Origin of the sequence: Longivirga aurantiaca, assembly GCF_042660085.1 — a bacterium.
Classification (GTDB): Bacteria; Actinomycetota; Actinomycetes; order S36-B12; family CAIYMF01; genus Longivirga; species Longivirga aurantiaca.
The window spans coordinates 463,504-490,078 of sequence record NZ_JBHSTI010000002.1 but is presented as its reverse complement, the minus strand read 5'-3'; the positions used below and the strand labels follow the sequence as shown (position 1 = coordinate 490,078).

The following is a 26,575-nucleotide window of genomic DNA, read 5'->3' as shown; positions in this document are numbered from 1 at the left end:
CAGCGTCCGTCACGACCGCGCGCCGGTCACTCGGTGGGCGCGAGGTTCGGCAGCACCGAGAGGTCGTCGGGCACCGGCGTGAGCGAGATGCTCTCGGCGTCCCACACGCCGAAGCGCGGGGAGACCTCCGCGCCGAGCTCGGCCGCGAGGTCGACGAGGTACTCGTTGACGGGCGCGGTCGCCGGGTCTGCCGGCTTGAGCTTCTCGGCCAGCGCCTGCAGGACCAGGAAGTCGTAGACGACCTCGGACGTCGCGCTCGGCGGCGCCTGCTGCTGGGCGGCGAGCGTGACGTCGAGCAGGGTCTGGCTGCCGTTGAACTGGTTCTCGAGGGCGGTGCGGATCGACGTGTCGATCTGGCCCTGCGTCACCGTGATGCCCTCGCGGGCGGCGGCCTCGAGCAGGAGCAGGTGACGCGTGAGCCGGTTGACGTTGGTGGACACGACGGTGCCCTCGTCGAACGAGGCCCCCACGGCGGCGAAGTCCTTCGGGTAGGCCGCATAGACGTCGCGCACCTCCTCCGTCAGCTCCGCGATCTCCGCGTCGTCGACGGACGTGCCGCCCACCACGAGCGCCTTGCCGGCCAGGCTGTTGCCGCAGGCAGTCAGGAGGACGGCGAGGACGGCCGCACCGGCCGCTCGGGTCAGGGTGCGGCGTCGGGTGGCGGTGCTCACGGTGTTCCTCTCGTCTGGCTCGGCTGGGGCAGGACGGCGTCGAGGAGCTCGCCGAGCCACTGCAGCAGTGCGGTGTCGCGGACCGGCTGGCCACCCACGCGGGCGGTCATCGGGCGCGGCACCAGGATCGTACGTGTCGCGGGCTTCACCAGGCTTCCCGGGTAGAGCCGCGCCAGGCGCATCGCGCCCGACTCCGGCAGTTCGACGGGGGTGAGCCGCAGGAAGTTCCCCTGCGCGACGACCTCGCCGACACCGGCGGCGCGGGCACGGATGCGGAACCGTGCCACGGCCAGCAGGTTGGCCACCGGCTCCGGGAACTGGCCGTAGCGGTCGGTGAGCTCCTCGGCGACCCCGGCGATGTCCTCCTCCGTGGTGGCCGCCGCGAGCCGTTTGTACGCCTCGAGCCGCAGCCGCTCCTCGCGCACGTAGTCGTGCGGCACGTGCGCGTCGACGGGGATCTCGACCTTGACGTCCAGCACGTCCTCGACCGCGCCGTCCGGGCCCTGGCGGTACTCCGCGACCGCCTCGCCCACGAGCCGCACGTAGAGGTCGAAGCCGACGTCGGCGATGTGGCCGCTCTGCTCGCCGCCGAGCAGGTTGCCCGCGCCGCGGATCTCGAGATCCTTCATCGCGACCGCCATGCCGGATCCGAGGTCGGTGTTGGCGGCGATGGTCGCGAGCCGGTCGTGCGCGGTCTCGGTGAGCGGCTTCTCCGGCGGGTACAGGAAGTAGGCGTAGCCGCGCTCCCGGCTGCGCCCGACGCGCCCGCGGATCTGGTGCAGCTGCGACAGGCCGAAGAGGTCGGCGCGGTCGACGATGAGCGTGTTGGCGTTGGGGATGTCGAGGCCGCTCTCCACGATCGTGGTCGAGACGAGTACGTCGAACTGCTTCTCCCAGAAGTCCACGATCACCTGCTCGAGCACGTGCTCGTTCATCTGGCCGTGCGCGGTGCGCACCCGGGCCTCGGGCACGAGCTCGCCGATCTTCTTGGCCACCCGCTCGATCGACTCGACCCTGTTGTGCACGAAGAACACCTGGCCGTCGCGCAGCAGCTCGCGCCGGATCGCGGCCGCCACCTGCTTGTCGTCGTACGCCCCGACGTAGGTCAGCACCGGGTGCCGCTCCTCGGGCGGCGTCTGGATGGTCGACATCTCGCGGATGCCGGTGACGGCCATCTCGAGCGTGCGCGGGATCGGCGTCGCCGACATCGTGAGGAAGTCGACGTTGGTGCGCAGCGCCTTCAGGTGCTCCTTGTGCTCGACGCCGAACCGCTGCTCCTCGTCGACGATCACGAGGCCGAGGTCCTTGAACCGTGCCTCGGCGCTGAAGAGCTTGTGCGTGCCGATCACGACGTCGATCGAGCCGTCGGACATCCCCTCGAGGACGGCCTTGGCCTCCTTGTCGGTCTGGAACCGCGAGAGCGCCGCGACCTTGACCGGGAAGGCGGCGTACCGCTCGGAGAAGGTCGACATGTGCTGCTGCACGAGCAGCGTGGTGGGCACGAGCAGCGCGACCTGCTTGCCGTCCTGCACCGCCTTGAACGCGGCACGGACGGCGATCTCGGTCTTGCCGTAGCCGACGTCGCCGCAGATGAGGCGGTCCATGGGGACGAGGTTCTCCATGTCGCCCTTGACCTCGTCGATGGCCGAGAGCTGGTCGGGCGTCTCGTTGTACGGGAACGCGTCCTCGAGCTCGCGCTGCCAGACGGTGTCGGCCGAGAACGCGAAGCCCTTGCTCGCCATGCGGGCGGCGTACAGGCGGATGAGCTCTCCGGCGATCTGGCGGACCGCCTTGCGCGCCTTGGCCTTGGTCTTGGTCCAGTCGGCGCCGCCGAGCCGGTGCAGGCTGGGCGACTCCCCGCCGACGTACCGCGTGACCTGGTCGAGCTGATCGGTGGGCACGTAGAGCCGGTCGCCCGGCTGGCCGCGCTTGGCCGGGGCGTACTCGACGACCAGGTACTCGCGCGCCGCACCGGCGACCGTTCGCTGCACCATCTCGACGTAGCGGCCGACGCCGTGCTGCTCGTGCACGACGTAGTCGCCCGCCTTGAGCTGGAGCGGGTCGATGGTCTGGCGGCGGCGGGCGGGCAGCCGGCGTACGTCGCGGGTCGTGGACCGCTGCCCGACCAGGTCGGTCTCGGTCACCACCGCGAGCCTCTGGGCCGCCGAGGCGAAGCCGTGCTCGAGACCGCCGGTCGTCACGGTGAGCACCGACGGCTCCGGTGCCGCGACGAGATCCTCGACGAGGCGCGCCGCCATGCCCTCGGCGCGCGCGGACTCAGCGATGCGCTCGGCCGTGCCGTGCCCGGCGGTGACCACGACGACGGCCCAGCCGTCGGCGAGCTGCCCGCGGGCATCCTGCAGCGCTCGCTCGGTCTCGCCGCGGTACGCCTCGGCCGGCTTCACCTCGACGGTGACGCGGTCGACGTCGTCCGGGTCGAGCCCGTCGTCGACCACGCCGCCGAACGGCGACACCGACCACCACGGCACTCCGCGGCCGACCGCCGCGGTGCGCACGTCGGCGACCGTGCGGTACGCCGCTGCCTGGAGGTCGATGGGCGTCACGTTGCCCGCCGCCGCGTTGTGCCACGAGGCCTCGAGGAACTCCTGGCTCGTGGCCACGAGGTCGTGCGCGCGGGTGCGCACGCGCTCGGGGTCGCACACGACGACGAGCGACCCCTCGGGCAGCAGCTCGACCAGCAGCTCCATGCCGTCGGCGAGCACCGGGGCGAGCGCCTCCATGCCCTCGACTCCGGTGCCGTCCGCGAGCTTGTCGAGCATCTCGACGAGCTCGGGGTGCGTCTCGGCGAGGGCCCGCGCCCGGGCGCGGACGTCGTCGGTCAGGAGCAGCTCGCGGCAGGGCGGTGCCCACAGCCCGTGGGCGGCGACCTCGAGCGATCGCTGGTCGGCCACCTTGAACCAGCGGACCTCCTCGACCGTGTCGCCCCAGAACTCGAGGCGCACCGGGTGCTCCTCGGTGGGAGGGAAGACGTCGACGATGCCGCCGCGCACGGCGAACTGACCGCGCTTGTCGACCAGGTCGGTCCGCGTGTACGCCGCTGCCGCGAGCCGGCGTACGAGCTCGTCCATCGGCAGCTCGTCGCCCGCCTGGACCGCCACGGGCTCGAGGTCGCCGAGGCCTCGCACCACCGGCTGCAGCACCGCGCGGATGGGCGCCACGAGCACCTGGACCGGACCCGCCGACGCGTCGTCGGCGCTGGGGTGCGCGAGCCGGCGCAGGACGCCGAGGCGCCGCCCGACCGTGTCGGACGACGGCGACAGCCGCTCGTGCGGCAGCGTCTCCCAGGCCGGGAACTCCGCCACCGCGTGCTCGGGCAGCAGGCTCTCGAGCGACGTGACGAGGTCCTCGGCCTCCCGGGCGGTCGCCGTGACGGCGAGCACGGGGCGCCCCGCGCCGGCGGCCGAGCCGACCGCGGCCACGAGCAGCGGGTAGAACGGCGCGGGCGCGGTCACCTCGAGGTGCTCGGTGGCCTGCGCGCTTCCGGTCAGGCGGGCGCGCCGGGCCACCTCGGCGACGGCGGGGTCCTCGAGCATGACCTCGAGCAGGCCGCCGAGCGGGGCGGAGGTGTCGGACATGGTTCCTTCCCTGCGCACGCCCGTAAGCCCCGCTCCTCGGCGAGGGCGGGGTGGTCGCGTGCGCGACACCTCGACCCTACGTGCCCGCGGGGACACCGGCGACCCTCCCCGCCGGTCGGTGCCGCCGTGCAGGATGCCCGTGTGACCGAGACGACGCCGCCCGCCGCCGCCCCCGACTGCTCGTTCAAGGACCTCTGCCTCGATGCCGTGGACTCCGAGGTCCTCGCGTCGTTCTGGGGCCGCCTGCTCGCGCGCACGGTGCAGAGCACGAACGACGGCGGGTACGCCGTCCTTCCGGCCGGCCCGCACGGCGAGCACATGTGGGTGGATCCGGTGCCCGAGCCGCGCGCGGTGAAGACCCGCGTGCACCTCGACCTCCGCCTGTCAGCGGCCGATCCGACGCCCCTCCTCGAGGCGGGCGCGCGGCTGGTGAGCGAGCCCGCGGGCGACCAGCACTGGTGGGTGCTCGCCGACCCGGACGGCAACCTCTTCTGCGCCATGCCCCCTGCGCCGCCGGAGTGGGGTGCTCCGACGGTGGAGGTGCCCACCCCCTTCGAGCTCGTGGTCGATGCGGTCGACGCGGGCGCGGTGGCGCAGTGGTGGGCGGCGCGGACGGGCGGCACGGCCCAGACGCGCGACGGGGCGCCGTACTGGTGGATCCAGGGCGCGACCGGATTCCCCTTCTACGCCTGGGTGTTCAACGAGGTGCCCGAGACCAAGACCGTGAAGAACCGCATGCACTGGGACGTCGAGCTGCCCGACGGGGTCGCCACTCCGGAGGCGCTGGTCGACGCCGGCGCCACTGTGCTGCGCACCCCCGACGACGAGATCGGCTGGTGGGTGCTCGCGGACCCGGAGGGCAACGAGTTCTGCGTGTTCCTCCACCCGGCCGCCGGCGCCTAGGAGTCGTCGGCGTCGTCCTCCGCCCGTCGCGGCGTGGGCACGACCACGAGCTCGAGCACCTCCACGGGCAACCGCGACCACGCGTCCGCGTACATCCGGGTCAGTGCGTCCATGCCTGCGACGCTAGGCGGACGTTCGGGGAGCCGACGTCGGGGACGATCCCCCACGGCACCCTGACCCGACCCCCACCAGCGTCAGCGGGGCGGAGTACCTGGCTCGTCGACGGCGTACCACTCACGGCCGAACCAGCGTCGGACCCTGCTCGTGCCGAAGTGGGACTTCTCGGCCATGAGGTCGGTCGACGGGCCGATGAGGTCGCCGTGCGGGGTCACGCCCTTCTGGAAGTACACGTCGACCATCGCGATCTGCTGGTGCCCGAACTCCATGTAGCAGATGCCGTGACCGTCGTACTCCGCCGCGTCGCCGCCGCGGACCCGGGCGATGATGGCGCTGGCCACGATGTCGGCCTGCCCCTCGGCGAACACTCCGGCCTTCGGCGTGCCGACGCTCGTCACGTCGCCCACGGCGTAGACGTCGGGGTACCGCGTCTCGAGGGTGAGCGCGTCGACCGGGATCCACCCGTCCTCGGTGAGTCCGGCCTCGACCACGACGGCCGGAGCGCGGTGCACCGGGACGCCGAGGAACAGGTCGTACGGCAGCTCGGTGCCGTCCGACAGCAGTGCGACCTTGCGCTCCGGATCGAGCGCGGTGACCAGGGTGCCGCCACGGAAGGCGATCCCGCGCTCGGCGAAGGTCTCGAGGATCGTCGTGGAGGCCTGCGGCGACGGCGGGATCGGCACGGGCAGCGGGAGCACGAGCTCCACCGACGACACCTCGAGCAGCCCTCGCGCCTCGAGGAGGTCGTGCACCATCAGCGTGGTCTCGCTCGGGGCGGGCGGGCACTTGAACGGGGTGGACGTCACGCCCACCACGACACGGCCGCCCTCGAACGTCCGCAAGACGTCGGCGACCGCGAACGCCCCCGCCACCGTGTAGAACTCGTGCCCGCCCTCGAGGAGGCCGGGAGTCAGCTCGGGGTGCAGGTCTGCCCCGAGCGCGACCACGAGGACGTCACCGACCAGCTCGCCCACGGTGGTCGTGACGCGCCGGGCCACCGGGTCGATCCCGGTCACCTCCGCCTGGACGAAGGTCACGCCCGGCTTCGCGATGTCGGCGAAGCGGTGCACCACGTGCTCGGGACTCACCCGCCCGAACATCACATCGAGCTTGGAGAACCCGAAGACGAAGCCGTCGCCCTTGTCGACCAGCACGACGTCGACGGCGTCGCCGAGCTCCTCGGACAGACGACTGGCGAGCTCGAGGCCACCGAACCCGGCGCCGAGGATGAGGATCTGCACGACGGGAACGTAGAGGAGGACGAGCCCCCGGCGCAGCCGAACACGCCCGGGCCGCCAGGGGCGTCAGGGGCGTCAGCCGACGACGACGAGCCGCTGGGCGCGCAACGACATCACGAGCGCGATGATCCAGCCGATGATCGTCCAGCCGAGCAGGAGGTTGACCCAGAAGACGCCCCAGTGCTTCACGTCGCGGACGGCCGCCACGGCCCACGGGGCCATGTAGCCCGCAGTCAGGATCGCGACGACGACGGCCACCACCTTGGTCAGGGTCCAGGACTTGTCGCGGGGCTCGACGCGCACGGTGCTCATGCCGACGATCGTAACGACGGACGCCGCACCCGCCTCCTGGCAGGCCCGGCGTCACGTCCGGTGGTACGCGGCTCAGGCGCTCGCGGCCACCACACCCTGGTTCTGCAGGCGGCGAGCCGCCTCTTCGTCGCCGAACCGTGCTGCACGACGCAGCCACTCGGCGGCGCGCTCGTTCTGACCGCGGCTCTCGAGCAGCAGCGCGATGCGCATCATCGACGTCGTGTCGTTGAGCATCGCCGCGCGGCCGTACCACTCCTCAGCCGTCTTCAGGTCGTCTCGGTCGCTGGAGAGATCACCGAGGGCACGCATCGAGAGTGCGTGGTTGTGGTCCTCCGCCGCCTCGGTCCAGGCCTGGGCGGCACCGCGCAGGTCGCCCGCGGACGCCAGCGACGTGCCGCGGGAGAACAGCGACTCGCCGCTCGCGTTCGAGGCAGGCGCCGGGGCCTCGCCCTCGGCAGCGACCGGGCTGATCGGGGCCGCCGCCACCTGCTGCTGGAAGTAGATCTCGTCCGGGAAGGCCACCGCGCGACCCTCGGCCACGATGATCTCGTGGGTGGCCCGGCCGTGCTCGGCCACCGCCGGCACGTCCCAGTCGGGGTTCGTCACCGAGATCGACCAGAGCAGGATCGCGCCGCGGAGGTCGTCCGGAAGCGACTTCAGCATCTCGTCGAGCCGGTCGAGCGCCACGAGCGGCCGCGCCACCGGGTGGTCGTGCCCCCGCGCGGCGTCGGCGAACAGGTCCGCGCCCTGACGGGCGAGGTCGACCGAGCTGCCGTCGCGCCACGTGGCCCAGGCACCGGCCGTGCGGACCGCGCCCACCTCGGCGCCGGGGTAGCCGGCCATGGCGCTCGGCCAGTGCCAGGCGCACGCCCAGGCGGCACCCGCGGATGTCTGCCACACGACGTCGGACGACGTGGAGCACGGGCCGTCACGATCGACGGCGGCACACGTCGGGCGACCGACCTCGAGGACTGCGGCGACGGCGGCGAAGGCCAGGTCGCGCGGGTCCGGCTCGGGCTCGGGCTCCGGCTCGGGCTCCGGCTCAGGCTCGGCCGCGGGCTCCGCGGCCACGACGTCTGCTGCCTCGGGCTCCGCGGCCGCGGACTCCTCGGCGACGACCTCGTCGGCCAGCTCCTGCTCGGGCTCGTCGACGGGCGCAGCCGGCTCCTCGACGGGCTCGGCGGCCTCGGGCACGCCGAGTGCCTCGGGGGCCTCGACCTCGGCCGCCTCGGCGGGGAACACCGTCTCGGCCGGCATCGCGAACGGGTCGTCGTGCGGAACGGGCTCGTCCTGGGCGGCGGGCTCGTCGGCCACAGCTGCGGCCGCGGCAGCGGCAGCGGCGAGGAGCTCGGCGTCGGCCAGCTGCTCCGGCTCGGCCTGCTCGTCGGGCACGTCGACCGGGGCGGCCTCCTCGGCGACGGCGTCCGGAGCGGCGAGCTCCGGCATGACCAGGCCCTCGGGGAGGTCGAACGCCGCCGGCTCCTGCTCGGGCTCCGGCTCCAGCGTGGGGACGGCGTCGGCGGGCTCGAGCACCGGGACGGCGTCGGCGGGCGGCTCGAGGAGGGCCGCCTCCGCGAGGACGGGCTCGACCGCGACGTCCTCCTGCGCGACCGGCTGCGGCTCCGCGACGACCCCGGCGAGCCGGGAGATCATTCCCGGAAGCGGATCGTGCGCCGCGTCGTCGGACAATGGCAGGGTCAGGCGCCACTCGGGGAGGCCCTCGACGACGTCGCCGCCGCCCTCGACCAGCCGGAACACGCGCAAGTCGCGCACGGCTTCGCCGTACACCTCGCGCAGCGCCGCGGCGACGTCCTCGCCGTCGGCGAGCACCAGGCGCACGCGCGCCGAGTCGATGCAGATGCGCTCGTGCACGGCGTAGGTGTCGCCGCCCGCAACGATCGTGGGGAGCTCGCGCTCGGGTGTCTCGGTCCAGTGCTCAGCACCGACCATGCGGACGCGCCGCATCCCGCTCTCGAGTGCCATCAAGGCCTCCGGCCCAGTACGACCCGTGCCGTCCACGAGTGTCATGAGGGAGGGTCGACCCTGGTGGAGGCGGTCTTGATGGGCGGACCGGGGGACGCGCGCCGCCGCCGCCGTGCGCGGACGAGCGTGACGACCACCCGTTCGGAGCAGCCGGGCGGCAGCGGCGACGAGGTCGCCCGGACGGCGGTGACGCTGCGTCGCCGGTGCCGCCGTCGGTCGCGGTCAGCGGGACAGGTAGCCGAGCAGGTCCTGGCGCGTGACGACACCCGCGGGGAGGCCGTCCTCGACCACGATCGCGGCGTCCGCCGACTCCAGCGCAGCGATGGCCGCGGCGACGGGCTCGCCGGCGCCGATCATCGGCAGCGAGGCGCTCATGTGCTTCTCGACGGGGTCGGCGAGCTCGGCGCGGCCCGCGAACAGCGCGTCGAGCAGGTCGCGCTCGACGACGGAGCCGACGACCTCGGCGGCCTTGACCGGCGGCTCGGCGCGAACGACCGGCATCTGCGACACGGCGTAGTGGCGCAGGATGTCGATGGCCTCGCGCACAGTCTCCTGCGGGTGCGTGTGCACGAGCTGCGGGAGCTCGGCGCTCTTGGAGTGCAGGACGTCGCCGACGCTGCGGTCGGTCGAGGTCGACAGGAAGCCGTAGTCGGCCATCCACTCGTCGTTGAACACCTTGGACAGGTAGCCGCGGCCGCCGTCGGGCAGCAGCACGACGATGACGTCGTCCTTGCCCGACCGCTCGGCCACCTCGAGCGCGGCCTGCACCGCCATGCCGCAGGAGCCGCCCACGAGCAGGCCCTCCTCGCGGGCGAGGCGGCGCGTGACGAGGAACGAGTCACGGTCGGACACCGCCACGATCTCGTCGCAGACGTCCTGGTCGTACGCCGTGGGCCAGAAGTCCTCGCCCACGCCCTCGACGAGGTAGGGGCGCCCGGTGCCGCCGGAGTAGACCGAGCCGACGGGGTCGGCGCCGATCACCTTCACCGTGCCCCCGCTGACCTCCTTGAGGTAGCGGCCCGTGCCGCTGATGGTGCCCCCGGTGCCGACGCCCGCGACGAAGTGCGTGATGCGGCCGTCGGTCTGCGCCCAGAGCTCGGGGCCGGTCGTCTCGTAGTGCGAGCGCGGGTTGTTCGGGTTGGAGTACTGGTCGGGCTTCCAGGCGCCGGGGATCTCGCGCACGAGCCGGTCGGACACCGAGTAGTAGGAGCGCGGGTCCTCCGGGTCGACCGCGGTCGGGCAGACGACGACCTCCGCGCCGTACGCCTTGAGCACGTTCTGCTTGTCCTGGCTCACCTTGTCGGGGCACACGAACACGCACCGGTAGCCCTTGGTCTGCGCCACCAGCGCGAGCCCGACGCCGGTGTTGCCGCTGGTGGGCTCCACGATCGTCCCGCCGGGGCGGAGCTCGCCGCTCTGCTCGGCGGCCTCGATCATCCGGGTCGCGATGCGGTCCTTCACCGAGCCGCCGGGGTTGAGGTACTCCACCTTGGCCAGCACCAGGGGCGCGTCCGGGCCGAGGTGGGCGGTGACGGAGCGGAGCCGCACGAGGGGCGTGTTGCCGATGAGGTCGACGACGCTGTCGGAGTACTGCATGGGCCGACCCTAACTGTGACGCGATACGTGGTCCCACCTGTCGGACCCGTGGGCGATCATGGGTGCATGGCCCGTGGCGTCCCCTCCCTGCCGATCCGCGATGAGCGGGTGCGGCGGATCGCGGTCGCCGCGGCGAAGGGCGGCGGCGGGCTCCTCGGGGTCGGCACGGCCCTCGCCGGAGCGGGCATCGGTGCGCTCGTGCTGCAGGCGCGGCGGGCCCGGAGGGAGATCGGCCCCCGCACCACCGTCCCGCCGTACGCCGACGGCCGCTACCTGCCGCCCGGCGAGGAGGTCGCCCGCGGCACCTCGCTGCGCTTCGCCGTCCTCGGCGACTCGGGGGCGGCCGGCCTCGGTGCCGACGACGCCGCGACCACGCCCGGCGGCGCCCTCGCCAGCGATCTCGCCGCCGCCTCGGGGCGGGCCGTGCTGCTCACGAACGTCGCGGTCGTCGGCGCCCGCAGCGCCGACCTCGCCGCCCAGGTCGACCGTGTCCTCGCGGTGCGCCCGCACGTCGCGGTGATCATGATCGGCGCGAACGACGTCACGCACTCGGTGCGGCCGCAGCGCTCTGCGCGGCTGCTGGCCGACGCCGTCCGGCGCCTGCGCGAGGCAGGCACCGAGGTCGTCGTGGGCACCTGCCCCGACCTCGGGACCGTCCGGCCCCTCGGCGCGCTCCTGCGGCGGTACGCGCGGCGCACGAGCCGCGAGCTCGCCGCCGCCCAGAAGATCGTGGTCCGGCAGGAGGGCGGACGCCCGGTGCCGCTCGGCGAGCTGCTCGGGACGCTGTTCGACCACGCCCCCGAGATCTACTTCTCCGCCGACCGGTTCCACCCCTCGGCCCTCGGCTACCAGGCCTGCGCCGAGGCGATGCTGCCCGAGGTGCTGCGCGCCGTCGGCCTGCTGTCCCAGGAGGACGGCGGCCTCCCCGCCCTGCCGGCGGCCCCGACCAGCTGACAGGCGTCAGAGCCGGCGGCGCAGGTCCAGCAGGTCGTCCGCCAGGCCGGCGAGGAGCGACGCGTCCCCCGAGGCTGCGGCCAGGACGTCCCGTCCGCACACCGCGACCTGGTCGCCGACCGCGGCGTCGGCCATCCGGGGCAGCGTCCGCGCGGGTCCGCCCTCGAGCTCGGCGGCGATGTCGGCGAGCCTCTGGGCCGTCGCGCGGGCGGCGTCGGCCCGGGTCGCCTCGGGCTCGAACGGAGCCCCGAGCCGGGCGAGGGAGAGCGAGCGCAGCCGGTCGACCGTGCGCGCGAGCTGGTCGGCGAAGCGGTCCGCAGGGGTGTCGGCGACGGGGTCGGTCCCGCCCGGTCCAGGGTGCGCCACGCGTCGAGCCTAGGCCGGGCCCAGGCGTGGCCCGGACCACGCCCCCAATCGCGCGGAAGTCTTGCGTCGGAGGTGGTGACCAGGTCTACGGTGAAGCCCAGACGAAGCCCTGAGGCGAAGGAGACGCGCCATGATCCGTCACTCCGAGGAGACCCACCAGCAGCTCGTCCAGCGCCTCCCCTCCGCGACCGGCCGTGACGTCAAGGACTGGATGCGCTCGCTCGAGGACGGGCCTGCGTTCTCCCGGTTCGAGGAGAAGGTCAACTGGCTCCGCGACGAGCACGGCCTGTCCCACGGCTTCGCGACGGCGATCGTCCACGAGGCCGACATGGTCCGGGCGCACCGCAAGCTCGGCTGAGAGCAGCCCCGACACGACGAGAGCCCCGCACCGACGACGGTGCGGGGTTCTCGTGCAGTGAGGGAGCGAACTCAGCCGGCGGTGGCGTCGTGCACGGCGCGCCCGCCCAGCAGGGTCAGCAGGACGGGCACCGTCGGGATGTCGTGCGGGTCCATCGTGAGCAGGTCGCCGGCGACCACGCAGATGTCGGCGACCTTGCCCACCTCGAGCGACCCCTTCCAGCTCTCCGCGAAGTCCTGCCAGGCCGGAGCTGCGGTGTACGTGCGCAGAGCCTCGAGGACGCCGATGCGCTCGTCAGGGCCGCTGACCCGACCGCTGGCCTTGGACTCGCGCAGGACCATGGTCGAGACGCCCTGCCGCCAGTCGGGGAACGTCACCGGAGCGTCGGAGCCGCTGGTGACGGTGACGCCGGCATCGAGCGCGGTCCGGTAGGGGAACTCGTACGCCGCGCGCTCGGGCCCGACGAACTCTTCCTCGAGGTCGGCGATCGTCCACTTGATGGTGGGATTCATGTTGACGCCGAACCCGTGCTCGCGGCTCACCCGCAGGCTGTGCGGCGTCATGAAGTCGCCGTGGATGACGTAGTGGCGAGGGTCCGGCCGCGGGTGGCGGCGGGCCGCCTCGGCGAACGCGTCCACCACGGCGTCGATCCCGCGGTCGCCGGTGATGTGCACGCCCAGCTGGTAACCGAGCGAGTGGGCGTGCACGATCATCGCGCGCAGCGTCTCCTCGCGCTCCTCGTCCGACTCGCCGCCGACGGTGAGCCCTCCGCATCCGCCGCCCACGAAGGGCTCGTGCATCCACGACGTCCGGTTGGGCGGGATCCCGTCGGCCATCACCTTCACGCCGACGACGTTCACCATCCGCGGATCGCGGTACGCCGGGAGCTGGAGGGTGCTCAGGTTCTCGGTGAACTCCTCGACGGAGCGCGACATCTTCACCGCGAGGATCAGCACGGTGACGCGCGCATCGAGCTGGCCGTCCGCCTCGAGGTCGCGATACACCTCCAGCCCGCCCTCGGCCATGCCGCCACCGGCGTCGCCCGGCCCGATGCCCGGCTCGGTCAGGCTCGTGATCCCCAGCGCGTTCATGGTCGCGACCGCCGAACGCACCGCGTCGCGTCTCATCTGGTGGGTCGGCGTCGGCAGCAGGTCGCGGATCGCGTAGCGGGCGCCCTCGGTCAGGTAGCCGCTCGGCGACCCGTCGGGGTCCCGCGCGATCGTGGCGCCCGTGGGCGCGACGGTCGAGGGGCCGTAGCCGGCGAGCCCGAGCGCGCGGCTGTTGACCCACGCCGTGTGGTACGAGAAGTCCTGCAGGTACACGGGGTTCTGCGGGCTGACCCTGTCGAGATCGTGCCTGCTCGGCAGCCGGCCCGGCTCGGCCACGCACTCGGCGAGGAAACCCGGGTCCCAGCCGCTGCCCACGATCCACTCGCCCGGCAGACGGGACCGGGCCGCCTCGCGGACGGCCTCGGCGACGTCGGCGATCGACCGAACGGTGGGGTACGACAGATCGAGGTTGAAGGGCGGCCGGTCGAGCCCGAACGCGAGGGCATGGCAGTGCGCGTCGTTGATGCCGGGGAGGACCGTCGCGCCAGGGAGGTCGAGGACGCGGGTCCGGGGCCCGATCAGCGGCGCCACATCGGCGTCACCGCCGACCGCGGAGATCACGCCGTCCGTCACCGCCACGGCTGTGCCGGGAGTGTTGCGCTCGTCCATGGTCAGCACGCGTGCAGCGCGCAGGACGAGGTCTGCGTGGTGGGTCACGGCGCGTCCTCACGGTCGGGCTGGTGGCTCCCCCGACCGTACGACCGTCGGCCCGCAGCAGCGGTTCCCGGCGCGCAGACGCGCCGGGAGCCGCTGCCGTGGTCGGTGGCGCAGGCCGCCGACAAGGCCCTCGAGGGTCGAGGCCAGGACCGCGCGCTCGCGCGTGGCGCTCCGCGTCTGCTCCTCGACCGCGGCGGCGGCGACGTCGGCTGACGCGACGGACGAGGCGACCTCGGCGAGCGTGCCGAGCGCGATGAGCCGCGAGCGGATGGGGGCAGCGACGCAGGAAGTCGATGATGCAAGGTCCACGCCCGGGGTACGTGAGCAGGCGGCAGAGTCGTGCTGGTCGGCTTCCCGATCGGTCGGCGCTCCCCGCACCTGAGCGGAAGCGGCGGTCGGCTCTGAGCGGAATCTCCCTCCCGTGGGGTCCGAACACCCGATCTCGACTTCTTCCTTTGAGGCCTGAGCGGCTACGATCTGACCCAGACGGGGTGCACGACCCCGGCTGCACCGGCCCCCACAGATGGAGTTGACGTGGCCAACCAGATGCTCGCCGAGGTCCAGAAGGCGCTGCAGGACACCACCCCGCAGGCCGAGGAGCGCCTCGCCCTCCCCGACGTCCTCGTCACGACCGCCGCCTGCCTCGGTATCGCCGTGGTCGCCGCCGTCCCGGGCTGGATCTACCTGTCCGGCAGCTTCGCGCTGTACCTCGCCCTGATCATCGGCCTGATGTTCTTCGGCATCTACGTCGCGCGCCGCTCGCCGGTCAGCGCGCCGCTGGCGCTGGTCTACAGCGCCGCGCTCGGCCTCATGATGGGCGCCTTCTCGCACATGGCCGTGGGCCAGGGCGGCAACGTCGCGCTCATCACCCAGGCGATCATCGGCACCTTCGCCGGCGTCATCGGCATGCTCGCCGTGTACTCCACCTCGTGGGGCAAGAAGGCCTCGCGCGCCTACAAGCTCTTCGCGGGCCTCGCGATCGGCTACCTCGTGCTCGGCCTCGCCAACATCGTCGCCGTGCTCTTCGGCGTCGGCGGCGGCTGGGGCTTCTACGGCGTGAGCGGGATCGGCCTCGTGCTCTGCGCCCTCGGCGTGGCGCTCGCCGCGTGGTCCCTGCTCATCGACATCGGCCGTGCCGACCAGGCCATCCAGGGCGGTGCGCCGCGCAACTGGTCGTGGTCGCTCGGCATGTCGCTGGCGTCCTCGATCGTCTGGCTCTACATGGAGCTGCTGCGCTTCCTGTCGATCGCCAACCGCTAGTCGTTCCGCACGAAGGCCGCGTCCACCCCGGTGGGCGCGGCCTTCGTCGTACGGCGGGGGGCCTGCCCGGAGCGCTCGGGGGCGGATCGGCGCACGGCGGTCAGCTCGGGCGGCGGTGCAGCACCTCGGCGGGCACCCTGCCCACCGGGTCGCGGAACGCGCTGCGCGGCAGCGGCCGCGCCTCCCCGGAAAGCCAGGTCGAGTGCCCGACACCGTCGAGGCCGGCCTGCTTCTGCATCGCGGTCGTGAACTCGACGTATCCGTGGCGCTGGGACTTGTCCTGGCTGGTGAACCAGCGCACGAGCACGCTGTCGCCCTCGTCGGCCACCACGACGACCGGTCGGACCTTCGAGGTCGCGCCGCGGTCCTCGTCGTTCGGCATCTCAGCCCACAGCACCTCGCCGGCCTGCAGCCGCGCGGCACCGCCCGACCCGCGCAGCAGGTCGGCGACGAGCAGCACCACGCCGGCGACCGCTCCGGGTGCAGCGAGGATCCACGCCAGGACGACCTTCAACCACGGCGCCCGGCCGGGCTGCAGCCGGTCGAGCTGCGCGAACACGACGAGCGACCCGAACGCCAGCAGCACCGCGCCGACGATCACCAGGAGCGCACGGCCCGCACCGGGCGAGGTCAGCAGCACCCAGCCGATGGCGAGCACCGGCACCAGCACGGCGAGGCCGAACAGTGCGAGCGCCGCCTCACGGTACGTACGCCGACGCCGCGTGCCGTGCGGGTAGTACCGCCCCCGCGCCGCCGCCCACAACGCCCCGAGGCGCACCCTGATCGATCCCACGCCCGCGAACCTATCCAGATGAAGGCGACCTTCATCCAATAGAGCCGAACAATTCCGGCCTTCATGGACGCAGAACGCCGCTGCGGCCGGCGGCCGCGTGGAGAAGGCGCACGCAGGGCACGGCGTTCCCGGCGGTGGCGGCCGCTGCGGCCCGCCCGGCAGACTGTGCACAGCGCACAGCGCACAGCGCACTGCCCGGGCGCCGGCCCGCGGCTGACGACGCACCACGGTCCGCGCCCCGCCTCACCGCGGGTCGCCCCACCCCGCTCGAGAGGCGCACCATGCCCGAGGCCGTCATCGTCTCCGTCGCCCGCTCCCCGATCGGCCGCGCCGTGAAGGGCAGCCTCGCCGGCCTCCGCCCCGACGACATGGCTGCGCAGATGGTGCTGGCCGCGCTCGCCCAAGTGCCGGAGCTCGATCCGGCCACCCTCGACGACGTCATGCTCGGCTGCGGCCAGCCCGCGGGCGAGGCGGGCTACAACCTGGCCCGCGTCACCGCGCTGCTCGCTGGCCTCGACATCCCCGGCACGACGGTGAACCGCTACTGCGCCTCGAGCCTGCAGACCACGCGCATGGCGTTCCACGCCATCAAGGCCGGGGAGGGCGACGCCTTCCTCTCGGTCGGCGTCGAGGCGGTGAGCCGCTACGCGCACGGCGCCAGCGACGGCTCGCCCGGCACGAGGAACGCGCGCTTCGCCGAGGCCGGGGACCGCACGGCCGCGCGCTCGGCGGGAGGAGCCGAGGTCTGGACCGACCCGGCGCTCGACGGCGGCCTGCCCGACGTCTACATCGCGATGGGTCAGACCGCGGAGAACGTCGCGCAGATCCGCGGCGTGAGCAGGCTCGCCCAGGACGAGTTCGGGGTGCGCAGCCAGAACCTGGCCGAGGCCGCGATCGCCAACGGCTTCTGGGCGACGGACATCGTGCCGCTCGAGCTGCCCGACGGCTCGATGGTCTCGACCGACGACGGGCCCCGCCCGGGTGTGACGCTCGAGAAGGTCTCCACTCTCGCACCGGTCTTCCGGCCGGACGGCACGGTGACGGCCGGCAACTGCTGCCCGTTGAACGACGGCGCCGCGGCGGTCGTGATCATGTCCGACGTACGAGCAGCCGAGCTCGGAATCGCACCGCTCGCACGCATCGTCTCCACCGGGGTCAGCGCGCTGTCGCCCGAGATCATGGGCCTCGGCCCGGTCGAGGCGACCCGTCAGGCGCTCGCCCGCGCGGGCATGACGATCGACGACGTCGACCTCGTCGAGATCAACGAGGCGTTCGCCGCCCAGGTGCTCGCCTCCGCCTGGGAGCTCGGGATCGACGTCGACCGCCTCAACGTCAACGGCGGTGCCATCGCCGTCGGGCATCCCTTCGGCATGACGGGCGCGCGCATCACGAGCACGCTGCTCAACTCGCTGCGCTTCCACGACAAGCAGATCGGCCTCGAGACGATGTGCGTCGGCGGCGGCCAGGGCATGGCGATGGTGGTCGAGCGGCTGTCCTGACAGCAGGACACCCCGATCAATGCCGCAGCTGAGCTGTCGCCCCGACGCGGTACGTCGCTGCGCCCCACCGTGCGATCGCGGACGTCGAACGTGTCTGCGAGGGCGCCGGCCGCGGCCTGCGGCCGAGGCGCGGCGGAGCTCGCGCCCGGCAGGGGCCGTCTCGGCTAGCTAGTCGGGCGCCCGACGGCGGGCGGGCACGTGCAGCCTTCGGCCGAGGGTGGCCGGGGACGCTGGCGGGGCGCGGCGCGCGGGGGTTCCTCCCGAGCCCTGCCGGGTAGGTGGCTCAGAGTGCGGCGCTATGCGCCGAGCATGTAAGCGGAGTGATCGCGAGGGGCGGAAGAGCGCCGCCCTCGCTCAACACACTCAATCGGCTCGGCAGTACGAGCAAGCTCGTACTGCTCTCGCCTCAATCGCGTGTGCCCCCGGCAGGGCTCGAACCTGCACTGGTCCCGGTTTAAGCGGGATGCCTCTGCCAGTTGGGCTACGGGGGCGCGCGCACCAGTCTGCCGCGTGCCGCGGCGTCCGGGGGCTAGAGGTAGGTCTTGCGCGGGAAGACGGCGTGCGGGCCGACGACGCGGTCGAGGAACACGAACCCGTCGAGGTGGTCGAGCTCGTGCTGCAGGGCGCGGGCCTCGAACGCGTCGGTCTCGACGACGACCTCCTCGCCGGAGCCGGGCAGCCAGCCGCGGACGGCGATGCGCGAGGCCCGCTTCACGTCACCGGTGAAGTCCGGCACCGACATGCATCCCTCGCGCGACTTCTCGTTGCGCGACGACGACTCGACCCGTGCGTTCACGAGCACGTACTCGCCGTGGTGGATACGTGCCTTCGGGTGCTGCGAGACGTCGAGAGAGAAGACCCGCCACCCCACGCCCACCTGGTTGGCAGCGAGGCCGACGCAGCCCGGCGAGACGCGCTGCGTCGCGAGCAGGTCGGCGGCGAGCTGCGCCACGGCCGGATCGGTCGGGTCGACGTCGATGCACGGGGTCGAGAGCACGTCGGCCGGCACCGTTACCACGGGCAGCACCTGCCCGGAAGGCAACGGCGGCATGACGATCCGCCCGTCCACGATCCCCACGAGATGCCTACAGCTCGTCGACGTCGGCGGCGTGCAGCGTGGCGCGTACGCCGAGGTCCGCGGCCACCGCGTCGATCCGCGCCGTCAGCGCCGTGACGTCGACGTCGGCGGGCAGCGCCACCTCGGCGACGAGCACGTAGAGGCCCGTGCCGAGCCGCGTCGTGAGGTCGGTGATGTTGCCGCCGGCCTCGGCGACCACGCCGGTGATCCCGGAGACGATGCCCGGACGGTCTGCGCCGTGCACCGACAGGAGCCAGGCGCTGCCCTCGACGGCCGCGGCGTCGGCGTCCGGCACCGGGAGCACGGAGACGACGAGGCCCTCGGCGGTGAGGTGCTCGAGCCGTGCCGCGACGTCCCCGGCCGATGCCTCGACCGACACGACGAGGGTCCAGGCGAAGTGGCCGCGCAGCAGCGTCATCGAGGAGTCCTCGAGGTTGCCGCCGAGCGCGGCGAGCGCGCCGGTGACCTCGGCGATGATGCCGGGGCGGTCGTGCCCGAGGACCGTGACGGCGAGACTGCGAGTCATGCCGTCAGCCTAGGCAGCCGAGACCGCGCCGCTGCCGCCACCCCTGCCCTGAGACTGATCAATCCGTCGCTTCCCGCACCGGGAAACAACGGATTGATCATCGCGAGCGGGCGGGTCAGCCGGCGCGCTTGCGGCTCTCGTGCTGCACGAGCGAGGAGCTGTTGCGCAGCTGCTCGTGCGTGCCCCACAGGCTGGTGACGTCCCGCTTGAACAGGAACGCGATCGTCCAGTCGGCGATGACCGACACCTTGCGGCGCGTCGTCGGCACCTTGCTCATGTGGTAGGTCCGGTGCAGGAACCAGGCCGGGAATCCCTTGATCTGGATGCCCTTCACCTGCGCGACGCCCTTGTAGAGGCCGAGCGAGGCGACCGAGCCGTTGTGCTTGTGCTTGTAGTCGGCGGGCTCGAAGCCGCGCATCACCGCGATGACGTTGTCGGCCAGCACCTTCGCCTGGCGCACCGCGTGCTGCGCCGACGGCGAGCAGAACGTCCCGGGGTTGGTCAGGTCGGGTACGGCGGTGCAGTCGCCGGCGCCCCACGCGTCCTCCACGCCGACCACGCGCAGGTCGGTGGCGCACACGAGGCGGCCTCGGTCGTCGAGCGGGAGGTCGGTGGCCTCGAGCAGCGGGTGGGCCTTCACGCCGGCGGTCCACACCACGGTGTCCGACAGCATCTGGGCGCCGTCGGACAGGATCACGTGCCCCTCGACGGTCGACTCGAGCCGCGTCTCGAGCCGGATCTCGAGGCCGCGCTCGCGCAGCTGCTCGACGGTCCAGCGACCCATCTCCTCGCCCACCTCGGGGAGGATCCGGTTCGTGGCCTCGACCAGCACGAAGCGCAGGTCGGCGGGAGTGACGTTGCGCAGGTAGCGCGTGGCGTAGCGGGCGAGGTCCTCGATCTCGGCGATCGCCTCGACGCCGGCGTACCCGCCGCCGACGAAGACGAAGGTGAGGTTCCGCTCGCGGATCGCGGGATCGGTCGCCGTCTCGGCGATGTCGAGGCACTCGAGCACGTGGTTGCGCAGGGCGATGGCCTCCTCGACGTTCTTGAACCCGATCGCCCAGTCGGCCAGCCCCGGGATGGGGAGCACCCGCGGCACCGCGCCGACGGCCATCACGAGCACGTCGTACGGCAGCTCGTACGCCTCGCCCTCGAGCGGCTCGATCACCGCGACCTTGCGGGCGTGCTCGACCGACTGCACGGAGCCGGTGATGATCTCGGCGTCCGGCAGCGTCTGGCGCAGCGGGACGACGGTGTGCCGCGGCTGGATCGAGCCGGCGCCCGCCTCGGGCAGGAACGGCTGGTAGGTCATGTACGAGCGCGGGTCGACGACGGTGACGACGGCCTCGCCGCGCTGCAGCTTCGAGCCGAGGCGCAGCGCCGTGTAGAGGCCGACGTACCCTCCGCCGACAATGAGGATGCGCGGGACCGTGCTGGTCGTGTCGTTGGTGCTCATGCGTCCAGGTTAGGGCGACCTCACCAGGCCCGCACCGCCGCAAGTCCAGCAATCCCAATGCGAATCGTTCGCATCAGGCTGTGACCTGCGACGACGTGGGCCTGAGCGATTCGGTGTGTGCCGGACGTCTCACCGTGCGGTCAGGCCTCGAGCGATGCCTCGACCGCAGCGACCACCTCGGCGGCGTCCGGCTTGGTGATCGGCGCGAACCTGGCGACGACCTCGCCGTCGCGCGAGACGAGCCACTTCTCGAAGTTCCAGCGGACGTCGCCGGTGTGGCCCTCGGCGTCCGCGGCGGCCGTCAGCTGGGCGAACAGCGGGTGCCTGCCCTCGCCGTTGACCTCGACCTTGTCGGTGAGGGGGAACGTGACGCCGTAGGTCATCGAGCAGAACTCGGCGATCTCCTCGTTGCTGCCCGGCTCCTGCCCGAGGAACTGGTTGCACGGGGCACCGAGCACCGTCAGCCCACGCGGCCCGTACGTGCGCGCGAGCTCCTCGAGCGCGGCGTACTGCGGCGTGAGGCCGCACCGGCTCGCCACGTTGACCACGAGGACCGGCCCGTCGCCGGCCACCTCGCCGAGGGTCGTGGCGGAGCCGTCGAGCAGGGTCAGCGGGATCGGTCGCACGTCGGTCATGCCCCCACCCTCACCACGGGTCGTTGAACGCGCAACGCCACGGGCCGTGGCGCACGCCACAGCTCAGCCGAGCAGTGCGCGGTACGCGGGCGAGCCGAGGAACGCGGTGAGGAAGTGCTCGCCGCTCTCGGTGAGCGGCAGCGCTTGGATCTCGTCGGGCGTCACGAACACGATCGCGAGCCCCTCCCCCAGCACGACGTCGGCGTCGGTCGCCGCGGTCGGGGCGACGTAGAGGTGGTAGTCGGCCATCGACCCGTCCGACCACGCGAACGCCTCGGACCGCCAGAGCGCGAGCTCCCCGGAGGCGGGCGCCAAGCCCGTCTCCTCGAGCAGCTCGCGGTACGCCGCCTGCTCGGGCGACTCGCCGGCCTCGACCGCACCGCCGACCATCCCCCACTGCAGCGGCGCGCGCGGCGCGTGCTCGTCCCGGTGCTGCAGCAGCACCCGGCCCTCGGCGTCCACGAGCAGCACCGCGGCGTACGTCGGCCGGCGCACGCCGAGATCGAGGCGCATCCACACGGTGGCGTCCGCGTTGTCGTTGTAGCGCCCGACCTCGGCGTACCCGGCAGCCAGGTAGAGGCGGCGGGCGTCGTGGAGCTCGCGCTTGCTGTCGAGCACCACCGACCCCAGGCCGAGGTGCCGCGTCTCCTCGTGCAGCCGTTCGAGCAGCGCCCTCCCGGCCCCCTGCCCGCGCAGCAACGGCGAGACCCACATGCGCTTGATCTCCGCGACGTCGCCGTACGCGTCGGTCTGGATCGTCCGCAGCCCCGCGCATCCGAGCACGGCGCCGTCGTCGGAGACCACGAGCAGGAACGTGCCACCGGGTGCGCGGTAGTCGTCGAGACGCGGGTCGCTGATGGTGGGCGACGACGCGCCGAGCAGCGAGTCGAGCTCGGCCGAGTACGCCGCGACCGCGGCGACCGCAGCCGGGTCGGAGGGGTCGCGCGCCTCGATGCGCCAGCCGCTCATGCCCCGGGCTCGGCCAGCGCCCAGGCGATGCCGTCGAGGATGTCGTGCTCGGAGACGAGCACCTCGGGCACTCCGGTGCGGTGCATGATCCGGCGCAGCACGAGGACGCCGGCGTTGATGACATCGACGCGGCCGGGGTGCATGACGCCGATCGCCGAGCGCTCGTCGTGGCCGAGCGCGAGCAGCCGCTCCGACACGGCGTCCACGTCCGCCGCGCTGATCCGCGATCCGTGGATGAGCGCCGAGTCGTACTCGGGAAGGTCGAGCGCGATGCCGGCGGCGGTGGTGACCGAGCCTGCGAGCCCGACCAGCGTGCGCACCTCGGAGAGCGGAACCGCCTCTGCTGCAAAGGATATCGCCGCATCGACGTCGGCGACGATACCGGCCACCTCGGCAGGGGTCGGCGGATCGTGCCGCACGTGGCGCTCGGTCATCCGCACGCATCCGATGTCGACGCTGCGCGCCGCCACCGGCACGCTCGTGCCGAGGACGAACTCGGTCGAGCCGCCGCCGATGTCGACCACGAGGTACGGCGGCTCCGCGCCGACCAGCCCGCGCGTCGCGCCGGTGAACGACAGCGCAGCCTCCTCGTCGCCCGAGATCACCTCGGGCTCGACGCCGATCCGCGCGAGCACGCCGGCGACGAAGTCCGCGCGGTTGCTCGCGTCGCGCGAGGCCGACGTGGCCACGAACCGCACGCGGATCGCGCCGTACGACGTGATCAGGGCCCCGTAGGTCTCGCACGCCGCGAACGTGCGCGCGAGCGCTCCCTCGGACAGTCGACCGGTGGCGTCGACCCCTTCGCCGAGCCGCACGATCTCCATGCGGCGGTCGACATCGACGAGCGTTCCCGCCTCGAGGTCGACGTCGGCGACGAGCAGCCGGATGGCGTTGGTGCCGCAGTCGATCGCGGCGACGCGCACCGCGCTCACGCGGTCTCGTCCCGCGTGCACGGGCCGGACGCACCCCAGTCGGGCAGGAGGGCGAGGGCCTCGTCGCCGAAGGGGTTCACGCCGGGCCCGGCGGCGAGGGAGTGGCCCACCAGCACGTGCAGGCACTTCACCCGGGACGGCATGCCGCCGGCGGTGATGCCCGCGATCTCCTCGACGTGCGCGATCTCCTCGCGGGCCGCGAGGTAGGCCTCGTGCGCCGCGGAGTACGCAGCCGCGAGGCCGGGGTCGTCGGCGAGGCGGTCCTGCATCGCGCGCATCGTGCCGCCGGCCTCGAGGGTGCCGATCAGGCCGGCCGCGCGCGGGCAGGTGAGGTAGTACATCGTCGGGAACGGGGTGCCGTCGGGCAGCCGCGGCTCGGTCTCCACCACGTCCGGGTCGCCGCACGAGCAGCGGTGGGCCACCCGGCGCACGCCGCGCGGCTCGCGCCCGAGCTGGCGGGCGATGGCGGCGAGGTCGTCGGGGGACGGCGCGTCGGTCATGGGGCAAGCCTTCCAGAGCCGCGAGCAGGCGGCAGTGACGGGCGCGTCAGCGCGACGCGGCACCGGCTGCCTGGTCGGCGGACTGCACCGACGACCACAGCGTGGCGTACCACGGGTTCGCGGGGGCCTTCGCGCCCGCCTTCGCCGGCGCCGGCGCCTCCTCGGGGTCGAGGACGACGTAGCCGACCTCGCCGGGGAGCACGTAGTGCAGCCGCTCGCGGATGAGCGAGGTGACGTACGCCGGGTCCTTCAGCCGCTCCTCGCGCAGGACGAGCTCGGCCACGCGGGCCGACGCAGCCTGGTTCGCGGCGCGCAGCGCGTTGATCTCCGCGCGCTGGGCGACGAGCTCGCGCAGCGGCACGGCGAGGGTGAGCACGAGCATGCCGAGGATGGCGGCGAGGACGACGGCGCGCCCGGTGAGGGTCGGGCGGTCGCGCACGGCGGTCGCGACCGACCGGACGCGACCTCGTGCGGACGGGGACGTCGCAGCCCCGCGGCGCGCCGCCTGGCGCTCCGCGGCACGCTGCGACGGCCCCGTCATGCGTACGAGTGTGCCGCGATCAGCCGTGGAAACGCGGGAAGGCGCCGCGACCGGCGTAGCGCGCCGCGTCGTCGAGCTCCTCCTCGATGCGCAGCAGCTGGTTGTACTTCGCCACGCGCTCCGAACGGGCCGGGGCACCGGTCTTGATCTGGCCGGCGTCCACCGCGACCGCGAGGTCGGCGATGGTGACGTCCTCGGTCTCGCCCGAGCGGTGGCTCATCATGCAGCGGTAGCCGGCACGGTGGGCCATGGTGACGGCGTCCAGCGTCTCGGTGAGCGTGCCGATCTGGTTGACCTTCACGAGCAGCGCGTTGGCGGTGTCGGACGCGATGCCGCGGGCGAGCCGCTCGGGGTTGGTGACGAACAGGTCGTCGCCGACGATCTGGACCTGGGAGCCGATCGCGTCGGTGAGGGTCTTCCAGCCGTCCCAGTCGTCCTCGTTCAGCGGGTCCTCGATCGAGACGAGCGGGTAGTCAGCGACGAGCTGCGTGTAGTACGCCGACATCTCCTCGGCGGTCTTGGTCGCACCCTCGAACGTGTAGACGCCGTCGTTGTAGAACTCGCTGGCCGCGACGTCGAGCGCGAGCGCGATGTCCGTGCCGAGCGTGTAGCCGGCGATGTCGACGGCCTTGGCGATGAGGTCGAGCGCGGTGCGGTTGCTCGGCAGGTTGGGGGCGAAGCCGCCCTCGTCGCCGAGGCCGGTCGCGAGGCCCTCCTTCTTCAGCACCGACTTGAGCGCGTGGTAGACCTCCGCGCCCATCCGCAGCGCCTCGCGGAACGACTCGGCGCCGATCGGCGCGATCATGAACTCCTGGATGTCGACGTCGGAGTCGGCGTGCGACCCGCCGTTCATGATGTTCATCATCGGGACAGGCAGGGTGTGCGCGTTCGGGCCGCCGATGTAGCGGAAGAGCGGCAGGCCGGCGGAGTCCGAGGCGGCCTTCGCGACAGCGAGCGAGACGCCGAGGATCGCGTTGGCGCCGAGGCGCTCCTTGTTGGGGGTGCCGTCGAGGTCGATCATCACCTGGTCGATGAGGCGCTGCTCGGTGGCGTCGAACCCGAGGATCTCGGGGGCGATCTCGTCCTCGACCGCGAGGACTGCCTTCTCCACGCCCTTGCCGCCGTAGCGGTCGCCGCCGTCACGGAGCTCGACGGCCTCGAAGGCGCCGGTCGAGGCGCCGGAGGGGACTGCTGCGCGGGCGACGGTGCCGTCGTCCAGGCCGACCTCCACCTCGACGGTGGGGTTGCCGCGGGAGTCGAGGATCTCGCGGGCGATGACGGCGTCGATGCTGGCCACAGGTAGCTCCAGGGTGTCGCTGTGCTCCGCAGCGGCGCTGCGGACGGGCTCGTCTGCCGCAGCCGTCCACGGCCTCGGCGACGTTGCCAGGAGGCGCCACGGGTGCGGCGGCCGGACGCTCACCGAGCACGGTGCTGGCTGCACGGTCACGAACCGGTCACCCCGACCCTATCGGCCCGAGCCCGCCAGCCGGACCACCACCGCTCACGCCCCGATGTCTCGCCCGCCACTCCCCGTACGTGCCGGATACGGCTGCCCCCGGCCCACGGCGGGGCAACCGGGCTCCCCCATCGACGCGGCGTCGAGCCCGTCCGCCGTGCGCCCGGCGCGGGGAAGGGGCACCCTGGGAGCACCATGTCCGAGACCTTCGAGCGCCCCCGCACCGGGATCCGCAGCGGCTTCACCCCGATGGAGTCGCTCGACCAGGCGACGCCGGACCCGGGCTTCTTCGGCCCCGACAGCGTCTCCTGGCGCGTGCACCACGACCCCGCGAACGTCGTCGGCGGCATCCGGGCGCTGATCCTGCAGGCGCTGCACCCGGACGTCATGCGCTCGTTCCACGACATCACCTCCACCCGCGAGGACCCCTGGGGCCGGCTCGCGCGGACCGGCGCCTACGTCAACGCCATCACGTACGGCACCCGGGCCGAGGCCGAGAAGACCGCCACCCGCGTGCGTTTCGTCCACCGCAAGCTGGGTCTCGACCGGCCCGACTGGCTGCTGTGGGTGCACTGCGGCGCGGTCGACTCCTGGCTCGTGGGTCACCGTCGCTCCGGCGCACCCTTGACCGACGCAGAGGCCGACCAGTACGTGCTCGAGCAGGTCGAGGCCGCGCGCCTCGTCGGCTGCGACCTCGACACCGTGCCGGCCTCGGTCGCCGAGCTGTCGGCGTACTTCGAGCGGATGAAGCCGCAGCTCGAGGTGACGCCGGAGACGCGCGAGTCGGTGCGCGACCTGATCTGGCCGCCGATGGCGCCGCGCGTGCAGCTGCTGACCCCGGCCCGCCCGGCGTGGACGACGCTCGCGCTCACCGGGTTCGGCCTCATGCCGCGCTGGTCGCGCCGGATGTTCGCGCTGCCCGGCCTGCCGACCACCGATCTGTCGGCGTCGCTCACCGCGCGGGCGCTGCGTACTGCGCTGCTCGCGGTGCCCGAGGCACGGCGCACCAACCCGCACCTCGCCGCCGCACGCATCCGCCTCGACCTGGCGGACGCTCCCGCCGCCTGACC

25 protein-coding genes and 1 tRNA gene are annotated in these 26,575 nt (G+C 73.1%); 7 read left to right on the top strand and 19 right to left on the bottom strand.

All coding sequences use genetic code 11. From position 1 onward, the window contains the following. Positions 1-26: 26 nt before the first annotated feature. Together ACFQGU_RS02600 and mfd are read right to left on the bottom strand one after the other, a co-directional pair. Complete coding sequence (locus ACFQGU_RS02600; protein WP_386763788.1) at positions 27-671, bottom strand: hypothetical protein; 645 nt, start codon at positions 669-671, stop codon at positions 27-29. Next, a complete protein-coding gene (gene mfd / locus ACFQGU_RS02595; protein ID WP_386763787.1) occupies positions 668-4,267 on the bottom strand; it encodes a transcription-repair coupling factor in 3,600 nt (1,199 codons plus the stop codon). The genes ACFQGU_RS02600 and mfd overlap by 4 nt, the downstream gene beginning before the upstream one ends. Before the next feature lie 141 nt (positions 4,268-4,408). On the opposite strand from mfd, the gene ACFQGU_RS02590 reads away from it, so the two are divergent. Continuing rightward, the gene (locus ACFQGU_RS02590; RefSeq protein ID WP_386763786.1) at positions 4,409-5,170 is read left to right on the top strand and encodes a VOC family protein; all 762 of its coding nucleotides are present in this window, start codon (positions 4,409-4,411) and stop codon (positions 5,168-5,170) included. 194 nt (positions 5,171-5,364) lie between these two features. Here ACFQGU_RS02590 and ACFQGU_RS02585 read toward each other — a convergent pair whose 3' ends face one another. From ACFQGU_RS02585 to ACFQGU_RS02570, 4 genes are all read right to left on the bottom strand, one after another. Beyond that, positions 5,365-6,528: an NAD(P)/FAD-dependent oxidoreductase gene (locus ACFQGU_RS02585; RefSeq protein ID WP_386763785.1), complete on the bottom strand. Its 1,164-nt coding sequence runs from the start codon at positions 6,526-6,528 to the stop codon at positions 5,365-5,367. Between the two features lie 72 nt (positions 6,529-6,600). Then, positions 6,601-6,837 carry a superinfection immunity protein gene (locus tag ACFQGU_RS02580; RefSeq protein WP_386763784.1) on the bottom strand — a complete coding sequence of 79 codons (237 nt, stop codon included), beginning with the start codon at positions 6,835-6,837 and terminating at the stop codon, positions 6,601-6,603. Between the two features lie 72 nt (positions 6,838-6,909). Then, on the bottom strand, positions 6,910-8,820 hold the full coding sequence (locus tag ACFQGU_RS02575) for a tetratricopeptide repeat protein (RefSeq protein WP_386763783.1): 1,911 nt from the start codon (positions 8,818-8,820) through the stop codon (positions 6,910-6,912). Positions 8,821-9,042: 222 nt separating this feature from the next. After that, positions 9,043-10,416, bottom strand: coding sequence for a cystathionine beta-synthase (locus ACFQGU_RS02570; RefSeq protein ID WP_386763782.1), 1,374 nt, complete (start codon positions 10,414-10,416; stop codon positions 9,043-9,045). Positions 10,417-10,482: 66 nt separating this feature from the next. Here ACFQGU_RS02570 and ACFQGU_RS02565 point away from each other — a divergent pair, with 66 nt between their 5' ends. After that, the gene (locus ACFQGU_RS02565; protein ID WP_386763781.1) at positions 10,483-11,370 is read left to right on the top strand and encodes an SGNH/GDSL hydrolase family protein; all 888 of its coding nucleotides are present in this window, start codon (positions 10,483-10,485) and stop codon (positions 11,368-11,370) included. A 6-nt stretch (positions 11,371-11,376) separates the two neighbouring features. Here the strand turns inward: ACFQGU_RS02565 and ACFQGU_RS02560 are convergent, their stop codons facing one another. Next, positions 11,377-11,736: a hypothetical protein gene (locus ACFQGU_RS02560; protein ID WP_386763780.1), complete on the bottom strand. Its 360-nt coding sequence runs from the start codon at positions 11,734-11,736 to the stop codon at positions 11,377-11,379. Between the two features lie 130 nt (positions 11,737-11,866). On the opposite strand from ACFQGU_RS02560, the gene ACFQGU_RS02555 reads away from it, so the two are divergent. Then, positions 11,867-12,094, top strand: a complete 228-nt coding sequence (locus ACFQGU_RS02555) for a DUF4287 domain-containing protein (RefSeq protein ID WP_386763779.1) — start codon at positions 11,867-11,869, stop codon at positions 12,092-12,094. 71 nt (positions 12,095-12,165) lie between these two features. Here ACFQGU_RS02555 and ACFQGU_RS02550 read toward each other — a convergent pair whose 3' ends face one another. Next, positions 12,166-13,812, bottom strand: coding sequence for an amidohydrolase (locus ACFQGU_RS02550; protein WP_386763950.1), 1,647 nt, complete (start codon positions 13,810-13,812; stop codon positions 12,166-12,168). A gap of 36 nt (positions 13,813-13,848) precedes the next feature. On the opposite strand from ACFQGU_RS02550, the gene ACFQGU_RS02545 reads away from it, so the two are divergent. Both ACFQGU_RS02545 and ACFQGU_RS02540 read left to right on the top strand, forming a co-directional pair. Beyond that, the gene (locus ACFQGU_RS02545) at positions 13,849-14,073 is read left to right on the top strand and encodes a hypothetical protein (protein WP_386763778.1); all 225 of its coding nucleotides are present in this window, start codon (positions 13,849-13,851) and stop codon (positions 14,071-14,073) included. A gap of 321 nt (positions 14,074-14,394) precedes the next feature. Next, positions 14,395-15,120 (top strand): Bax inhibitor-1/YccA family membrane protein, encoded by a 726-nt coding sequence (locus ACFQGU_RS02540; RefSeq protein WP_386763777.1) that lies wholly within the window; start codon positions 14,395-14,397, stop codon positions 15,118-15,120. A gap of 100 nt (positions 15,121-15,220) precedes the next feature. Here ACFQGU_RS02540 and ACFQGU_RS02535 read toward each other — a convergent pair whose 3' ends face one another. Further along, entirely contained in the window at positions 15,221-15,913 is a 693-nt protein-coding gene (locus ACFQGU_RS02535; protein WP_386763776.1) for a hypothetical protein, read from the bottom strand. A 281-nt stretch (positions 15,914-16,194) separates the two neighbouring features. Here ACFQGU_RS02535 and ACFQGU_RS02530 point away from each other — a divergent pair, with 281 nt between their 5' ends. Continuing rightward, on the top strand, positions 16,195-17,412 hold the full coding sequence (locus ACFQGU_RS02530; protein WP_386763775.1) for an acetyl-CoA C-acetyltransferase: 1,218 nt from the start codon (positions 16,195-16,197) through the stop codon (positions 17,410-17,412). 417 nt (positions 17,413-17,829) lie between these two features. Here ACFQGU_RS02530 and ACFQGU_RS02525 read toward each other — a convergent pair. From ACFQGU_RS02525 to eno, 10 genes are all read right to left on the bottom strand, one after another. Further along, positions 17,830-17,903: transfer RNA gene (locus ACFQGU_RS02525), tRNA-Leu, on the bottom strand. A gap of 38 nt (positions 17,904-17,941) precedes the next feature. Beyond that, positions 17,942-18,463, bottom strand: a complete 522-nt coding sequence (locus tag ACFQGU_RS02520) for a peptide deformylase (protein WP_386763774.1) — start codon at positions 18,461-18,463, stop codon at positions 17,942-17,944. Between the two features lie 34 nt (positions 18,464-18,497). Continuing rightward, positions 18,498-19,016 (bottom strand): glycine cleavage system protein R, encoded by a 519-nt coding sequence (locus ACFQGU_RS02515; RefSeq protein WP_386763773.1) that lies wholly within the window; start codon positions 19,014-19,016, stop codon positions 18,498-18,500. 115 nt (positions 19,017-19,131) lie between these two features. After that, positions 19,132-20,472 carry an NAD(P)/FAD-dependent oxidoreductase gene (locus ACFQGU_RS02510; RefSeq protein ID WP_386763772.1) on the bottom strand — a complete coding sequence of 447 codons (1,341 nt, stop codon included), beginning with the start codon at positions 20,470-20,472 and terminating at the stop codon, positions 19,132-19,134. 140 nt (positions 20,473-20,612) lie between these two features. Beyond that, entirely contained in the window at positions 20,613-21,107 is a 495-nt protein-coding gene (locus ACFQGU_RS02505; RefSeq protein ID WP_386763771.1) for a glutathione peroxidase, read from the bottom strand. A 63-nt stretch (positions 21,108-21,170) separates the two neighbouring features. Beyond that, positions 21,171-22,076 carry a GNAT family N-acetyltransferase gene (locus tag ACFQGU_RS02500; protein WP_386763770.1) on the bottom strand — a complete coding sequence of 302 codons (906 nt, stop codon included), beginning with the start codon at positions 22,074-22,076 and terminating at the stop codon, positions 21,171-21,173. Then, entirely contained in the window at positions 22,073-23,008 is a 936-nt protein-coding gene (locus ACFQGU_RS02495) for a Ppx/GppA phosphatase family protein (protein ID WP_386763769.1), read from the bottom strand. Before ACFQGU_RS02495 ends, ACFQGU_RS02500 begins: the two co-directional genes overlap by 4 nt. Next, entirely contained in the window at positions 23,005-23,508 is a 504-nt protein-coding gene (locus ACFQGU_RS02490) for a DUF501 domain-containing protein (protein WP_386763768.1), read from the bottom strand. Before ACFQGU_RS02490 ends, ACFQGU_RS02495 begins: the two co-directional genes overlap by 4 nt. Before the next feature lie 46 nt (positions 23,509-23,554). Beyond that, positions 23,555-24,049: an FtsB family cell division protein gene (locus tag ACFQGU_RS02485; protein WP_386763767.1), complete on the bottom strand. Its 495-nt coding sequence runs from the start codon at positions 24,047-24,049 to the stop codon at positions 23,555-23,557. Positions 24,050-24,068: 19 nt separating this feature from the next. Beyond that, positions 24,069-25,346: a phosphopyruvate hydratase gene (gene eno / locus ACFQGU_RS02480; protein ID WP_386763766.1), complete on the bottom strand. Its 1,278-nt coding sequence runs from the start codon at positions 25,344-25,346 to the stop codon at positions 24,069-24,071. A 354-nt stretch (positions 25,347-25,700) separates the two neighbouring features. Here eno and ACFQGU_RS02475 point away from each other — a divergent pair, with 354 nt between their 5' ends. Beyond that, a complete protein-coding gene (locus tag ACFQGU_RS02475) occupies positions 25,701-26,573 on the top strand; it encodes an oxygenase MpaB family protein (protein ID WP_386763765.1) in 873 nt (290 codons plus the stop codon). The last annotated feature ends 2 nt before the right edge of the window (positions 26,574-26,575 follow it).

What these genes read in the sequence shown, in the direction of transcription:
- mfd (WP_386763787.1), bottom strand. Translation starts at nt 4,267, where the DNA reads ATGTCCGACACCTCCGCCCCGCTCGGCGGCCTGCTCGAGGTCATGCTC.
- ACFQGU_RS02580 (WP_386763784.1), bottom strand. Translation starts at nt 6,837, where the DNA reads ATGAGCACCGTGCGCGTCGAGCCCCGCGACAAGTCCTGGACCCTGACC.
- ACFQGU_RS02575 (WP_386763783.1), bottom strand. Translation starts at nt 8,820, where the DNA reads ATGGCACTCGAGAGCGGGATGCGGCGCGTCCGCATGGTCGGTGCTGAG.
- ACFQGU_RS02570 (WP_386763782.1), bottom strand. Translation starts at nt 10,416, where the DNA reads ATGCAGTACTCCGACAGCGTCGTCGACCTCATCGGCAACACGCCCCTC.
- ACFQGU_RS02565 (WP_386763781.1), top strand. Translation starts at nt 10,483, where the DNA reads ATGGCCCGTGGCGTCCCCTCCCTGCCGATCCGCGATGAGCGGGTGCGG.
- ACFQGU_RS02555 (WP_386763779.1), top strand. Translation starts at nt 11,867, where the DNA reads ATGATCCGTCACTCCGAGGAGACCCACCAGCAGCTCGTCCAGCGCCTC.
- ACFQGU_RS02550 (WP_386763950.1), bottom strand. Translation starts at nt 13,812, where the DNA reads ATGGACGAGCGCAACACTCCCGGCACAGCCGTGGCGGTGACGGACGGC.
- ACFQGU_RS02530 (WP_386763775.1), top strand. Translation starts at nt 16,195, where the DNA reads ATGCCCGAGGCCGTCATCGTCTCCGTCGCCCGCTCCCCGATCGGCCGC.
- ACFQGU_RS02520 (WP_386763774.1), bottom strand. Translation starts at nt 18,463, where the DNA reads ATGCCGCCGTTGCCTTCCGGGCAGGTGCTGCCCGTGGTAACGGTGCCG.
- ACFQGU_RS02515 (WP_386763773.1), bottom strand. Translation starts at nt 19,016, where the DNA reads ATGACTCGCAGTCTCGCCGTCACGGTCCTCGGGCACGACCGCCCCGGC.
- ACFQGU_RS02510 (WP_386763772.1), bottom strand. Translation starts at nt 20,472, where the DNA reads ATGAGCACCAACGACACGACCAGCACGGTCCCGCGCATCCTCATTGTC.
- ACFQGU_RS02505 (WP_386763771.1), bottom strand. Translation starts at nt 21,107, where the DNA reads ATGACCGACGTGCGACCGATCCCGCTGACCCTGCTCGACGGCTCCGCC.
- ACFQGU_RS02500 (WP_386763770.1), bottom strand. Translation starts at nt 22,076, where the DNA reads ATGAGCGGCTGGCGCATCGAGGCGCGCGACCCCTCCGACCCGGCTGCG.
- ACFQGU_RS02490 (WP_386763768.1), bottom strand. Translation starts at nt 23,508, where the DNA reads ATGACCGACGCGCCGTCCCCCGACGACCTCGCCGCCATCGCCCGCCAG.
- ACFQGU_RS02485 (WP_386763767.1), bottom strand. Translation starts at nt 24,049, where the DNA reads ATGACGGGGCCGTCGCAGCGTGCCGCGGAGCGCCAGGCGGCGCGCCGC.
- ACFQGU_RS02475 (WP_386763765.1), top strand. Translation starts at nt 25,701, where the DNA reads ATGTCCGAGACCTTCGAGCGCCCCCGCACCGGGATCCGCAGCGGCTTC.